A 13,336-nucleotide genomic window follows, 5' to 3' on the forward strand; every position below is an offset into this window, starting at 1 on the left:
GCCTCCGGCCGCGGCCCCGCAGCACGCCCCGACACCGCCGCCTCCCGCACCGCCTGCGGCACGTCAGGCGCCCACGCCGCCGCCCGCTGCTCGCCCGATTCCGACGCCGCCGCCGCCCCCTGCAGCGGCTCCCTCGGCGCGGCCCGCCCCTGCGCCCACGGCGACGCCTGTGGCTCCTCCGCCCGCCGCGCCGACGGTCCGCCCCGGCACGCCCGCGCCGGCCGCCACACCTGCACCGGCAGCAACACCAGCGCCGACCGCGACGCCGGCTCCTGGCAGCACGCCTGGCGCACCGCCAACTGGCCGCCCCGGTGCACCGGCGCCCGGCGGACGTCCCGGCGCGCCTCCCGCTGCCGGAGCACCAGCGACCGCTCCGGGTGCGACGACCGCTCCGCCCACCACGCCTGCCCCTGGCGCAACGCCGCTGCCAACGGCGACACCGGCGCCCGGCGGCGCTGTGACGCCTCCGCCCGGACGTCAGGGTGGAACGCCTCCTGCGGGCGCGCCCGCGGCCGGAGCCCCGCCGACTCAGCCGCAGGCGGGTGCTCCGCCCCGGCCGCCGGCGCCTCCCGCCGGCGTCGCGGCACCGAGCACCGTCTCGGGCTCGGCCGCCGCAGCGCCGCCGCCCGGCAGGGCGCAATACGCGCCGCCGACGGTTGCCCCCGCCTTCCGCGCCGCACCGACGACGACCACGCCGCTGCCGCCGCCACCGCGGCCGCAGCAGCGTGACCTGACGCCGCTCGCGATCGGCGCGGCCGTCGTCGGCGGCGCCGTGATCGGCGCGACCATCGCCGACCTGCACAACCAGCGACGCGAGAGCGTCGAAGGCGGCCGCACGGTCTACACCGAGCCGGATCGCATCATCATCCGCGATCCGGGTGGGCAGGCTTACGTCCGCGGCAACGATCTCTATCGCTTCCGCTATGGCGCCCGCGACATCCGCACCGACACCGTCGGCGGCGAGACCCGCACCGTCGTGATCCGTCCCGACGGCAGCGAGATCATCACGACGGTCGGTCCGGACGGTCGCTTGCTGCGGCGAATCCGCAGGGATCCCCGCGGCCGCGAGATCATCATCATCGACAACAGCTACCGCGACCCGCAGTCGGTCGGCGGCTTCTATGTCGACGCGCCGCCGCCGGTCGTGAACATTCCCTATGATCGCTACATCGTCGACGCCCAGGAAGCCTCGCCGGACGTGATCTACCAGACCATGGAGGCACCGCCGGTGCAGCGGATCGATCGGCGTTACACGCTCGACGAGATCCGCTACAGCCCGAATGTTCGCATGCAGATGCCGAGCATCGACGTCAACACGATCACCTTCGAGACGGGTTCGTGGACGATCCCGCCGGACCAGGCGGCGAAGCTGCAAGCGATCGCCGACGGCCTCAACCGTGCGATCCAGGCCAACCCGCGCGTGGTGTTCCTGATCGAGGGACACACCGACGCCGTCGGCAACGAGGTCGACAATCTGTCGCTGTCGGACCGCCGTGCGCAGTCTGCAGCCGAACTGCTGACCCAGCAGTTCGGTGTGCCTGCGGAGAATCTGACCTCGCAGGGTTATGGCGAGCAGTACCTGAAGGAGCAGACGCAGGGGCCGAGCGCGATCAACCGGCGCGTCACCGTCCGCAACATCACGCCGCTGCTCAACGGCGGCCAGGCCTCGCTGCCGCCGCCCCCGCCCGGCACCGCGCCGCCGCGCTGAGGCGAAGCACAAAGGCAAAATGGCCGGGAGCAATCCCGGCCATTTTTGTTTCTCTTGTAGGGTGGGGTTAGCCGAAGGCGTAACCCACCTCTTTAATTTCCGCGGCGGCAGAAGCGGTGGGTTACGCTTCGCTAACCCACCCGAATTCAGCCCTTGTCGTTCTCGAGCTTGAAGATCTGCGAGCCTTCGCTGCCCGACAGCAAACCGGTCTTCGAATAGAGACCGAGCTTCGTCCTGGTGTCGGCGATGTCGAGATTGCGCATAGTGAGCTGGCCGATGCGATCGGCCGGCGTGAAGGCGGCGTCCTCGACCTTCTCCATGCTGAGTCTTTCAGGCGCGTAGGTGAGGTTCGGGCTCTCGGTGTTGAGGATCGAGTAATCGTTGCCGCGGCGCAGCTCGAGCGTCACCTCGCCGGTGACGGCGCGCGCGACCCAGCGTTGCGCGGTCTCGCGCAGCATCAAGGCCTGCGAATCGAACCAGCGGCCCTGATAGAGCAGGCGCCCCAAGCGCATGCCGCTGATGCGATACTGCTCGATGGTGTCCTCGTTGTGAATGCCGGTGACGAGGCGTTCATAGGCGATGTGCAGCAACGCCATGCCGGGCGCCTCATAGATGCCGCGGCTCTTGGCCTCGATGATGCGGTTCTCGATCTGGTCACTCATGCCGAGGCCGTGGCGGCCACCAATCACGTTGGCTTCGAGGAACAGCGCGACGGGATCGGTGAAGGTCTGGCCGTTCAGCGCGACCGGCTGGCCCTCCTCGAAACGCACGACGACCTTCTCGGCCTTGACGTTGCAGTCGTCGCGCCAGAACGGCACGCCCATGATCGGGTTGACGATCTTGATGCCGCTGTCGAGGCTTTCGAGATCCTTGGCTTCATGCGTGGCGCCGAGCAGATTGCTGTCGGTCGAATACGCCTTCTCGGCGCTCATCTTGTAGGCAAAACCCTGGGCGGTCATGAACGCCGACATCTCGGCGCGGCCGCCGAGCTCGTCGATGAACTGCTGGTCGAGCCAGGGCTTGTAGATCTTCAGGCCCGGATTGGTGAGCAGGCCGTAGCGGTAGAAGCGCTCGATGTCGTTGCCCTTGAAGGTCGAGCCGTCGCCCCAGATGTTGACGCCGTCTTCCTTCATCGCCGCGACCAGCATCGTGCCGGTGACGGCGCGCCCCAGCGGCGTGGTGTTGAAATAGGTGATGCCGCCGGTCGAGATATGGAAGGCGCCGGACTGGATCGCGGCGATACCTTCGTGGACGAGCTGCATCCGGCAATCGACGAGGCGGGCTTTCTCGGCACCGAACTCCATCGCCTTGCGCGGGATCTCGTTGTAGTCGGCTTCGTCGGGCTGGCCGAGATTGGCGGTATAGGCGTAGCAGCGCGCACCCTTCTGCTTCATCCAGAGCAGCGCCGCTGACGTGTCGAGGCCGCCCGAAAACGCGATGCCGACTTTCTCACCCTTGGGCAGGCTTTTCAGGATCGTGGTCATGGGGCTTCCAATCGGGTCTCAAGGGGCTGACGAAGGTGGCGGGTTGACCGCGCGAATATCAAATTTCGCAGGGCTCGGCACGCATTTAATGGCTCAAATCGACGGCTCGGGACCGGTCTTGCGGCCGAACAGGCGCTGGCGGAGCCGGAAGGCCGGCATGTTCAGCCGGGTCAGGGCGGCATCGACGGCGGCGTCCGAGAACCGCGTCCGCGGCCAGCGGTAAATCATGGCGTAGGCGAACCAGATCACGACGAAAGTGACGAGGCCGGCGATCGAGACGTCGGTGAAGAAGTGCCCGCCGAAGGCCATGCGCAGCCCTGACGTCACGAGGCCGAAGATGACCGCGCCGGCATAGGCGAACGGCCGCCACGCCGGCGGCGCCAGGGCGGCCGGCGCCAGCGTCCAGAAGGCAGTCGCGCCCTCGCCCGAGAAGAACGAGCAGTTGCGCGCGCAGTCGCCGCGCGGATCCCACCACGGCACGAACTGCTGGTCGCCGGCGAACTGCGTCACCACCACCGGACGCGGCCGGCCCCAATAGGTCTTGAAGGTGAGATTGGTGAGAATGCCGGCCGACAGGATGATCGTGACCAGCAGGAACACGATCGCGCGCCCCGACACCATCAGCGGCCGGTCGGGCCGGATCATCTTGACCACGAGCGCGACCAGCGGCGGCAGCACGAAGGCCCAGGCGACCCACATCGCGGCGTCGCGCGCGAAGGCCGCCCAGTCGTTCAGCTTGAGCGGAAACGTCTTGGTCTCAGAATCGAAGAACAGCGCGGCGAGCTTGAGATCAAGCTCGGGGTAGAGGCCGAAAACGACGCCGATCACGAGCCACAGCGCCAGGGCGATGAAGAGTCCAGTCCGGTTCATGGCGCGCGGTTTAGCGGAGTGGGGAGGGGATGAAAACCCCAGGCAAAGTGCCCATCCTCCCCTGGAGGGGGAGGATCGGGTCGTATGCAGCGAAGCGAAATACGAACCGAGGTGGGGTGAAGCCACGCACACCGCCATCGCGGATAGGCTGTCACCCCGCCCCGCTCGGGCTGCGCGCGATCGACCCTCCCCCTCCAGGGGAGGGTAAGAAACTCACCGCGCATCCGGCCTTGACTGCGATGGCAGCGGCGGAGGCGGCTGGCGCGGGGGCGGCGGGTTGCGCCAGGCGCCGGCGTTGCGGCCGGCGATCAGCCAGTAGACGAATCCGGCGACGATGCCTGCGCCGGTCATGATTTCCAGGTGACGCCGCACGATGCCTTCGAACTGGAACGTGTCGGAGTGGAAGGGAACGAGGCCCAGATAGCAGGCGAGCCCGACGAGACCGCCGCCGAGCGCATAAGCCAGTGCGCTACGGATATACAGCGCCTCGGTGATCGCGACGATCACAGCCGCCGGCACCAGCGCAAAGCCCGAGACGAAGATGAAGCCGAATCCGAGCAGGATGTCGATCGTGCCCTGGTCGACGGGGCCGGCGCCGAGATCGGCGAATTCCGGAAACAGCAGGGCGACGACCACGATCATGCCGCCGACGAAGCAGGCGGCGAGGAAGCCGATGAAGATGACGACGAGGCGACCGATCAGGGACATGAGATAAGCAGGTTGCGGATCAACGACGTCGTCGCGCTCTCAGCCGTCATGCCCGGGTCAGACCCGGCCACCACGAGCGTTGAGGGAGTCGCCATTATCAATCCGTCATCGCCATGGCGCGCAGCGTCTGGCGTTCGCGGGCCGAGAGCTTTTCGGTTTCCGACTTGAGCTGGCCGCAGGCGGCGAGGATGTCGCGGCCGCGCGGGGTGCGCACCGGCGAGGAATAGCCGGCGTTGAAGATGTATTCGGAGAACTTCTCGATCTGGTCCCAGTCCGAGCATTCATAGGCGGTGCCGGGCCAGGGATTGAACGGGATCAGGTTGATCTTGGCGTGAATGCCCTTGAGCAGCTTCACCAGGAGTTTCGCATCGTCGAGCGAATCGTTGACGCCCTTGAGCATCACATATTCGAAGGTGATGCGGCGCGCGTTCGAGGCGCCGGGATAGTCGCGGCAAGCCTGCAGCAGCTCCTTGATCGGGTATTTGCGGTTGAGCGGCACCAGCTCGTTGCGCAGCTCGTCGCGCACCGCATGCAGCGAGATCGCGAGCATGACGCCGATCTCCTCGCCGGCGCGCACGATGTTCGGCACCACGCCCGAGGTCGACAGCGTGATGCGGCGGCGGGAGATGCCGATGCCTTCATTGTCGCCGACGATCAGCAGCGCATCGCGGACCGCGTCGAAATTGTAGAGCGGCTCGCCCATGCCCATCATCACGATGTTGGTGACGCGGCGCGTGCCGTCCTCGCGATCGGCCCAGTCGTTGAGGCGGTCACGCGCGACCATGATCTGACCGACGATCTCGCCGGCGGTGAGGTTGCGCACCAGGCGCTGCGTGCCGGTGTGACAGAAGGAGCAATTCAGCGTGCAGCCGACCTGCGAGGAAACGCAGAGCGTGCCGCGGTCGGTCTCGGGGATGTAGACGCACTCGACTTCATGCGCCTTCTGAACATTATCGCCGCTCGGCAGCCGCAGCAGCCATTTGCGGGTGCCGTCGTTGGAGATCTGCTCGGCCACGACTTCGGGCCGGTCGACCGTGAAATGCTGCGCGAGCTCGGCGCGAATGCCCTTCGAGACCGAGGTCATGTCGTCGAAGCTCTGGGCGCCGCGGAAATACATCCAGTGCCACAGCTGCTGCACGCGCATCTTGCGCTGGGCGGGCGCAACGCCGATGTCCCCGAGCCGATCGGCAAGCTCGCTGCGCGACAGACCGATCAGCGACGGCTTGGCCGGCGGCACATAGGTTTCGAGCGGAGTCTTCTCCACCAGGATTGCGTTGTGCGGCTCGGTCGTCGGTTGCATCGGTTGCCTGAGGTTGCTGCTGTCTCGTCATGCCCGGGCTTGTCCCGGGCATCCACGTTCTTTTCCGCCTGCGGTTAGCACGTGGATGGCCGGGATCTGGTGCGAAGACGCGCTTCGCGCTTTAGCCCGGCCATGACGACCAAAATTGTGGAACCGCCCCTATATAGCAATGGAAACTGCCGATTGCGACCGTGGCTATTACTTAGCCTTACCGCCGGCAATCCTGCGAAATCCGGTCCAGCGCCTGGGCGAGCCCCTTCAGCGAGAACGTATCGGTCGTCTCCGTGCCCTTGGCCGAGACGCCCTTGACCACGAGATCGGCGGATTTGCGCATGGCTTCGACCATCCGCTCCTCCTCGGCCGCGTTCTTGATCCAGAGCCCGTCGCCCTGCGTGTACATCGCAAAAGCAGCACCGCCGACCTCGACCGAGGATTCCGATCCCGGCTTCAGCGCATAGCCGATCATGACCGAGACTTCGTTGTTCACCTTCTCGGCGGGCCGGGTCGAGACGAAGGCATAGGCGGGATCGCGCGGCCGGTTCGGCGGATTGGTCTTCGACGACGAGGGCTTTGCCAGCGCAAAGCAGACCTTCTTGCCGTTGGGCGTGGCCGAATAGGCGCCCCAGGTGCCGAACTGGCCGATCAAGGTCGGCTCCGCGCCGCCCGCAACCGCTGCGGGCGGGGCCACCGGCTTGCTCTCGGGTTTCGCGGCCGTCTTTGCAGCCGTATTGGCGGCGGGCGCCGCCGCTTTCGGCGCGGCTTTCGGCGCCGGTTGCGCCGTCTGTGCCCGTGCGGAATCAGTGATTCCCCACGCCGCCCCGCCAATCATCAAAGCCAAAAATAGCACCCGCCACATGCTGGAGTGGTTCCCTCAATATTGTGACTGGAAGATGGCCCGGCCGCGCATTGTCCCCGCGGCAGGGATAGCCGGGAAAGTCCAATTTGGGAAGGCAGTTAGCGGGTTGGCAACAGCTAGCCCCGGGATCGCGCGGCGCGCTGGTCGGCCCATTGCGCATCGGTCCAGCCGAGCAAATCCTCGGCGCCGGAACTGCGCAAATGCGCGCCACCGTCGATCACCACCATCTCGCCGTTGATGTAACCGGCACGATCGGAAACCAGGAAGCTGGCGAGATCGGCAAGCTCGCTGTGCTGGCCGGTGCGGCCAAGCGGATTGCGCGCGGTCCAGCCGTCGTCGCGGCCCTCGGGGCGAAGCTGTCCGGATGCGCCTGATGTCGGGAACGGACCCGGCGCGATCGCGACGGTGCGGATGCCTTTCGGGCCCCACTCCACGGCGAGGCTCTTGGTCATCGCCAGCAACGCCGACTTCGCCATCGCGGACGGCACGGTGAAGGCGCGGCCGGTGATGGTCGAGGTGGAGAGGATCGAGAGCACGACGCCGCCATGCTTGCCATCGATCCAGCGCTTGCCGGCGGCGAGCGTGCAATACATCGCGCCATGCAGCGTCGGCGCCAGGATCGCGTCGGCGGCGCGGAAGGAGAGATGCTCGCTCTGGGCAATGAAGGTCGCGGCGGCGTTGTTGACGAGAATGTCGAGCGGCGCCTCGCGCCAGATCGCGTCCATCATGCTCTCGACGGCGGCACCGTCGCGGATGTCGCAGGCGATGGTGGTGACCTTGCCACCGGTCTGCGCGCGCATCTCGCTCGCTGTTGCCTCGAGCCGGTCGAGCTTGCGGCCGCAGATCACGAGCTCGGCGCCGAGCGCGAGGAAACCTCGCCCCATCGCGGCGCCGAGGCCCGAGCCGCCGCCGGTGACGAGGATGCGCTTGCCCCTGAGCAGACCCGTTTCAAACATCGTTTGAATCCTCCCGTTTTGTCTTGCTCCGTCATTGCGAGCGCAGCGAAGCAATCCGGAGTCCGTCCTGCGGAAATAGTCTGGATGGCTTCGCTACGCTCGCAATGACGCGAGGATAGGCCTTCGCACTGCCCCAGACAAAGAATCCGGATTGTGGGGCCGCGCTAAATCCGGCAGAAACGGCTCAACTATAATTCCACTCGAAACGCTCTAGGTGCCGCCATGAAAGCCATTCTCTGCTCGCAATATTGCCAGCCCGACGATCTCGTGCTCGCCGATGTGCCGGATCCGGTGGCAGGCCCGGGCGAAGCCGTGATCGCGATCAAGGCGGCGGCGCTGAACTTCTTCGACATCCTGATGATTCAGGGCAAGTACCAGATCAAGCCGCCGTTCCCGTTCTCGCCCGCTGCGGAAGTTGCCGGCGTGATCGAGAGCATCGGCCCTGGCGTGACCGATCTCAAGGTCGGTGATCGCGTGGTCGCCTCCTGCGGCCATAACGGCGCGCGCGAGAAGATCGCACTGCCGGCGGCATCGATCGTGAAGATCCCCGACAATCTCGACTACGACCGCGCGGCCGGCATCATCATCATCTACGGCACCGCGCTGCATGCGCTGGAAGATCGCGCCAGCCCCAAGCCCGGCGAGACGCTCGCGGTGCTCGGTGCGGCCGGCGGCACGGGCCTGGCTGCCTGCGAGCTCGGCAAGCTGATGGGCCTCAAGGTGATCGCCTGTGCCTCGTCCGACGAGAAGCTTGAATTTGCGAAAGCGCATGGCGCCGAGCTCACGCTGAACTACGGCAAAGAGGATTTGAAGGAAGGCTTGCGCAAGCTCACGGGTGGAAAGGGCGTCGACATCATCTTCGATCCGGTGGGCGGCGCCTATGCCGAGCAGGCGCTGCGCTCGATCGCCTGGGAAGGCCGCTTCCTGGTAATCGGCTTTGCCGCCGGCGACATTCCGAAGATGCCGCTGAACCTCGCGCTGCTGAAGGGCTGCGACATCCGCGGCGTGTTCTGGGGCGCCTGGACCCGGCTCAACCCGGAAAAGAACCGCGCCAATCTCGAGAAGCTCGTGAAGTGGACCGCGGAAGGCAAGATTTCATCGCATGTCGATCGCACCTTCCCGCTGGCACAGACCGCGGACGCACTGAAGGTGCTCGCGGGACGTCAGGCGATGGGCAAGGTGATCTTGCATCCGTGATCGCGATGGAGTCGCGTAGAGTCGCGATATCGTCACCACACACTCAACTGTCGTCGCCCGGCTTGACCGGGCGATCCAGTACGCCGTGACGCTCGCGATTGAACCGAGAAGCCGCGGCGTACTGGATTCCCCGCCTTCGCGGGGAATGACAGCGGAATGCGTGGCGATAGCGGCTATGCGGCTTCCGCTTCCGAATTGCTTTCACCCACGCCGCGCTTCAGCGCGGCGCGGGCGGCGTCGCGGTGCTCCGTCGTGATGTGGCTGGCGACCATGCGGATCGCGGTGGCGAGCACGGCGGCATCGTCGGTGAAGCCGAGGATCGGCATCACGTCGGGGACGAAATCGAAAGGCAGGATGAAATAGGCGATCGCCCCCAGCAGCGACGCCTGGACATGGCGCGGCGTCTGCCGGTCGAACGCACAGTAATAGGCCGCGAGCAGGTCTTCGGCGAACGGCAGATGCGCGACGACGCGCTTCAGCTTGCGCCAGAAGCGGCGGCGAAGGCCTTCACGATCTTCCGCGAGCCGATCGGCCGGCTCGAAGCCGACGCTGTGTTCGGCAGCCATGCTCCAAAACTCCCCGTTCAGGCAGAAGCGGCGGATCGCCGCATCCCCTGCCGATCACAAGATGGGGATGCGGCCGGTCGCTGCAAGACGTCAGCCAAATGTCAGCTAGGCCGCCAGCTTGGCGATGGCGTTCATCGCCCTGGCGAGCTCGATGTCGAGCGCCGTGACACCGCCGGCGTCATGGGTCGACAGCACCACCTCCACAGTCTTGTAGACGTTGCGCCATTCGGGGTGATGATCCATCTTCTCGGCGACCAGCGCCGCGCGGGTCATGAAGCCGAAAGCCTCGTTGAAATCCTTGAAGACAAAGGTTTTCCCGATCGCGTCGCGGCCCTGAACTTCGGTCCAACCCGGTATTTCGCCCAGCGCCCGCTTGCGCGCTTCCACCGCCAGCCGTTCTGCCATGATCGCCTCCGTGCTTCAGGGGAACTTTACCCTAACACCGTGCTTACGCCCCGGGTTCACACGGGATTTGCCCCATCCGCTAACCATGACGCAGATGTAACCCCGCGGGACAAGAAATTTGCTACAATTGCGGGCGTAAATCGCCGGCCAAGATGAAGCTGAGCCTCAAGCGCCTGTTTGGGAGATCGATGACCGGGGGATTGGACCTGGCCGAAACGCCCTCTCCGCCTTCGCCGCGATCCGCGGCGCGGAAGACCGCGCTCGTGTCTCTGGCGCTGGTGCTCGCGATCATCGGCGCGCTCGCCGGCGGCTATTATTTCGCGATGCGGCCGGTGACGCTGAAGATCGCGGTCGGTCCCGCCAACAGCGATGACATCAAGGTCGTGCAGGCGCTGACGCAGGCCTTCTCGCAGAACAAGAGCTATGTCCGGCTGCGCCCGATCCAGACCGACGGCGCCGCTGCCAGCGCCGAGGCGATCGCTGAAGGCAAGGTCGATCTTGCCATCGTGCGCGGCGACGTCGACGTGCCGAAGAACGCGCAGGCGGTCGCGACCCTGCGCAAGAACGTCGTGGCGCTGTGGTCCGTCCAGGGCAAGGGCAAGAAGAAGGGCGCCAAGATCACCAAGATCGCGCAGCTCGCCGGCCATCGCGTCGGCGTGGTCGGCCGCACCCAGGCCAACGTCAACCTGCTGAAGGTGATCCTCCAGCAATACGGCGTCGATCCCGCCAAGGTCGAGATCATACAATTCCCGGCCAATGAAGCCGCCGAGGCCATCAAGGCCCAGAAGGCCGACGCCTATCTCGCAGCCGGCCCCGTCAACAGCAAGATCACGTCGGATGCGATTGCGGCATCCGCCAGGGACGGCGGCACGCCGATCTTCCTCGCCATCGATTCGGCGGACGCGATCGCGCAGAATCATCCGGTCTATGAAGCGTCGGAGATCCCCGCCGGCACCTATGGCGGCTCGCCCGATCGTCCCGACGACGAGGTCAAGACCATCAGCTTCTCGCACCACATCGTGGCGCGCAAAGGTGTGTCCGAAACCACCATCGCCGCGTTCACGCGCCAGCTCTTCGCCGTGCGCCAGCAGCTGGTGACGGAATTCCCGCTGGCAGCGAAGATCGAGACGCCTGATACCGACAAGGATGCGGTGATCCCCGTGCATCCGGGTGCCGCCGCCTTCGTCGATGGCGAGGAGAAGACCTTCCTCGACAAATACAGTGATTACATCTGGTGGAGCCTGATGGCGCTCTCCGCCATGGGTTCGATCGGCGCGTGGTTTGCCGGCTATCTGAAGAAGGACGAGCGCGACAACAACAGCCATCTGCGCGAACGCCTGTTCGACATGATCGCGGCGGCACGCAAGAGCGAGACGACCGAAGAGCTCGACCAGATGCAGACCGAGGCCGACGAGATCCTGCGCGATACGCTGCGCTGCTACGATCACGGCGCGATCGAAGAGGGCGCGCTCACCGCCTTCAACATCGTGCTCGACCAGTTCCACGCCGCGGTTGCCGACCGCAAGGCCGTGCTGTTCAGCATGCCGCAAAACCTGCAACGCGCGGGCGCGCAGTTCAGGGCCGCCGGCAACGCCTAACCCTTGCGCGTAATCCCTGCGTCACATTGCCTCAATATAGCTTTTGCCGTCATTCCGGGGCGATGCGTCAGCATCCAACCCGGAATGACGACGCAAGATGCGCGCAAGACAGCTAGCCCATGAGCCAGCCATGAACATCAAATTCTCCCGCCGCGGTTTCCTCACCACCGGCGCCGGTGCGCTTGGCGCAGTCGCAATGCCCTATCTCTCGCGCGCGGCCGACCGGCCGGCGGTCACCCACGGCGTGCAGTCGGGCGACGTCAGCGTCGACAGCGGCGTGGTGTGGGCGCGCGCCGACCGTCCGTCGCAGATGCTGGTCGAGGTGGCGACGACGGAGTCCTTCAAGGACGCCCGCGCGCTGCCGCCGATCGCGGCGTTACCCGAGAGCGACTTCACTGCAAAAATGCTAGTCGAGAACCTGCCGGGCGGACAGGATATCTTCTATCGCGTCCGCTTCCGCGATCTCTCGCACGGTGCGATCGAGGGCGAGCCGGTGGTCGGACGCTTCCGCACCGCGCCAGCCGACCGCCGCGACGTCAGCTTCGTCTGGGGCGGCGACGTGGCCGGACAGGGCTGGGGCATCAATCCCGATGACGGCGGCATGTTCACCTTCTCCACGATGCGCAAGCATCGTCCGGATTTCTTCCTGCACTCGGGCGACACGATTTATGCCGACGGCCCCATCCAATCCGAGGTGAAGCTCGCCGACGGCAAGACCTGGAAGAACGTCACGATCCCCGAGAAGGTCAAGGTCGCCGAGACGCTGGACGAGTACCGCGCAGCGCACAAATACAATTTCACCGACGACAACCTCCGCGCCTTCAATGCCGAGGTGCCGATCTTCGTGCAGTGGGACGACCACGAGGTGACCAACAACTGGTCGCTGTCGAAGGATCTTCCGGCGGCCTACAAGGTGCGCGACATCACGCTGCTCGCAGCGCGCGCGGGCCGCGCCTTCCACGAGATGTATCCGATGCGCGAGAGCATCAACGAGCCGGGCCGCGTCTATCGCCAGATCGCCTATGGCCCGCATCTCGACGTGTTCGTGCTGGACGAGCGCAGCTATCGCGGCCCCAACGGCGCCAATCTCGAAACCGCTTACGGCCCCGCCAGCTATTTCCTCGGTCCGGACCAGATCGCCTGGCTCAAGCGCGGCCTCCTCAACTCCCGCGCCACCTGGAAGGTGATCGCCTCCGACATGCCGCTCAGCCTCGTCGTCTCGGACACGCCGAAGGGCGGATCGGAGGCGATTGCGCAGGGCGATGGGCCGGTGCGTGGCCGCGAGTTCGAGATCGCCGACATCCTGCGCTTCATCAAGATGGCGCCTGTCAGCAACACGGTGTGGCTGACCGCGGACGTGCACTACGCCGCCGCGCACTATTACGATCCGAACAAGGCGCAGTTCCAGGATTTCGAGCCGTTCTGGGAATTCGTCTCGGGCCCGCTGCATGCAGGCACATTCGGTCCGAACGCGCTCGACAACACGTTCGGGCCGGAGGTGCGCTTCGTCAAGGCGCCGGGCAAGGACAATCAGAACCTGCCGCCGTCGGCCGGCATGCAGTTCTTCGGTCATGTCAGGATCGACGGTGTCTCCGGCCAGATGACGGTGACCTTGCGCGACCGCGCCGATGTCGCGCTGTGGTCGACCACGCTCGACCCAAAACTCGCGTGAGGCGATTCTGACGTCG

Annotated in this window: 12 protein-coding genes; 4 read left to right on the plus strand and 8 right to left on the minus strand. The window is 66.0% G+C overall.

All coding sequences use genetic code 11. The features are described 5' to 3' along the window. The coding region (locus AC1RUR_RS29120) for an OmpA family protein (protein ID WP_492850442.1) at positions 1-1,708 on the plus strand (1,708 nt) is incomplete at its 5' end. 146 nt (positions 1,709-1,854) lie between these two features. Here the strand turns inward: AC1RUR_RS29120 and argG are convergent. The 6 genes from argG to AC1RUR_RS29150 all read right to left on the minus strand — a co-directional run bounded on the left by argG (position 1,855) and on the right by AC1RUR_RS29150 (position 7,882). Further along, the gene (argG, locus tag AC1RUR_RS29125; protein WP_492850444.1) at positions 1,855-3,192 is read right to left on the minus strand and encodes an argininosuccinate synthase; all 1,338 of its coding nucleotides are present in this window, start codon (positions 3,190-3,192) and stop codon (positions 1,855-1,857) included. Positions 3,193-3,285: 93 nt separating this feature from the next. Then, complete coding sequence (locus AC1RUR_RS29130) at positions 3,286-4,062, minus strand: phosphatase PAP2 family protein (protein WP_492850446.1); 777 nt, start codon at positions 4,060-4,062, stop codon at positions 3,286-3,288. Between the two features lie 213 nt (positions 4,063-4,275). Then, positions 4,276-4,770: a hypothetical protein gene (locus AC1RUR_RS29135; RefSeq protein ID WP_492850448.1), complete on the minus strand. Its 495-nt coding sequence runs from the start codon at positions 4,768-4,770 to the stop codon at positions 4,276-4,278. Between the two features lie 97 nt (positions 4,771-4,867). Then, positions 4,868-6,070, minus strand: coding sequence for a dual-specificity RNA methyltransferase RlmN (rlmN, locus tag AC1RUR_RS29140; protein WP_492850450.1), 1,203 nt, complete (start codon positions 6,068-6,070; stop codon positions 4,868-4,870). 208 nt (positions 6,071-6,278) lie between these two features. Further along, positions 6,279-6,926, minus strand: a complete 648-nt coding sequence (locus AC1RUR_RS29145; RefSeq protein WP_492850452.1) for an invasion associated locus B family protein — start codon at positions 6,924-6,926, stop codon at positions 6,279-6,281. 116 nt (positions 6,927-7,042) lie between these two features. Further along, complete coding sequence (locus AC1RUR_RS29150) at positions 7,043-7,882, minus strand: SDR family oxidoreductase (RefSeq protein ID WP_492850454.1); 840 nt, start codon at positions 7,880-7,882, stop codon at positions 7,043-7,045. 222 nt (positions 7,883-8,104) lie between these two features. Here AC1RUR_RS29150 and AC1RUR_RS29155 point away from each other — a divergent pair, with 222 nt between their 5' ends. Continuing rightward, the gene (locus tag AC1RUR_RS29155; protein WP_492850456.1) at positions 8,105-9,079 is read left to right on the plus strand and encodes an NADPH:quinone oxidoreductase family protein; all 975 of its coding nucleotides are present in this window, start codon (positions 8,105-8,107) and stop codon (positions 9,077-9,079) included. Positions 9,080-9,252: 173 nt separating this feature from the next. Here AC1RUR_RS29155 and AC1RUR_RS29160 read toward each other — a convergent pair whose 3' ends face one another. Together AC1RUR_RS29160 and AC1RUR_RS29165 are read right to left on the minus strand one after the other, a co-directional pair. Beyond that, positions 9,253-9,645 (minus strand): YkvA family protein, encoded by a 393-nt coding sequence (locus tag AC1RUR_RS29160; RefSeq protein WP_492850458.1) that lies wholly within the window; start codon positions 9,643-9,645, stop codon positions 9,253-9,255. A gap of 105 nt (positions 9,646-9,750) precedes the next feature. Beyond that, positions 9,751-10,050, minus strand: coding sequence for a 4a-hydroxytetrahydrobiopterin dehydratase (locus AC1RUR_RS29165; protein ID WP_492850460.1), 300 nt, complete (start codon positions 10,048-10,050; stop codon positions 9,751-9,753). A gap of 152 nt (positions 10,051-10,202) precedes the next feature. Between AC1RUR_RS29165 and AC1RUR_RS29170 the strand changes: the two genes are divergently transcribed. Both AC1RUR_RS29170 and AC1RUR_RS29175 read left to right on the plus strand, forming a co-directional pair. Further along, positions 10,203-11,648, plus strand: coding sequence for a TAXI family TRAP transporter solute-binding subunit (locus tag AC1RUR_RS29170; protein WP_492850462.1), 1,446 nt, complete (start codon positions 10,203-10,205; stop codon positions 11,646-11,648). A gap of 130 nt (positions 11,649-11,778) precedes the next feature. Then, on the plus strand, positions 11,779-13,320 hold the full coding sequence (locus tag AC1RUR_RS29175; RefSeq protein WP_492850464.1) for an alkaline phosphatase D family protein: 1,542 nt from the start codon (positions 11,779-11,781) through the stop codon (positions 13,318-13,320). Positions 13,321-13,336 lie beyond the last annotated feature (16 nt).

It is taken from the genome of Bradyrhizobium sp. GW821-FHT12B03, from assembly GCF_058807535.1.

Excerpts from the sequence above, each read along its gene's own strand:
- argG (WP_492850444.1), bottom strand. The coding sequence starts at position 3,192 with ATGACCACGATCCTGAAAAGCCTGCCCAAGGGTGAGAAAGTCGGCATC.
- AC1RUR_RS29130 (WP_492850446.1), bottom strand. The coding sequence starts at position 4,062 with ATGAACCGGACTGGACTCTTCATCGCCCTGGCGCTGTGGCTCGTGATC.
- AC1RUR_RS29135 (WP_492850448.1), bottom strand. The coding sequence starts at position 4,770 with ATGTCCCTGATCGGTCGCCTCGTCGTCATCTTCATCGGCTTCCTCGCC.
- rlmN (WP_492850450.1), bottom strand. The coding sequence starts at position 6,070 with ATGCAACCGACGACCGAGCCGCACAACGCAATCCTGGTGGAGAAGACT.
- AC1RUR_RS29145 (WP_492850452.1), bottom strand. The coding sequence starts at position 6,926 with ATGTGGCGGGTGCTATTTTTGGCTTTGATGATTGGCGGGGCGGCGTGG.
- AC1RUR_RS29150 (WP_492850454.1), bottom strand. The coding sequence starts at position 7,882 with ATGTTTGAAACGGGTCTGCTCAGGGGCAAGCGCATCCTCGTCACCGGC.
- AC1RUR_RS29155 (WP_492850456.1), top strand. The coding sequence starts at position 8,105 with ATGAAAGCCATTCTCTGCTCGCAATATTGCCAGCCCGACGATCTCGTG.
- AC1RUR_RS29160 (WP_492850458.1), bottom strand. The coding sequence starts at position 9,645 with ATGGCTGCCGAACACAGCGTCGGCTTCGAGCCGGCCGATCGGCTCGCG.
- AC1RUR_RS29165 (WP_492850460.1), bottom strand. The coding sequence starts at position 10,050 with ATGGCAGAACGGCTGGCGGTGGAAGCGCGCAAGCGGGCGCTGGGCGAA.
- AC1RUR_RS29170 (WP_492850462.1), top strand. The coding sequence starts at position 10,203 with ATGAAGCTGAGCCTCAAGCGCCTGTTTGGGAGATCGATGACCGGGGGA.
- AC1RUR_RS29175 (WP_492850464.1), top strand. The coding sequence starts at position 11,779 with ATGAACATCAAATTCTCCCGCCGCGGTTTCCTCACCACCGGCGCCGGT.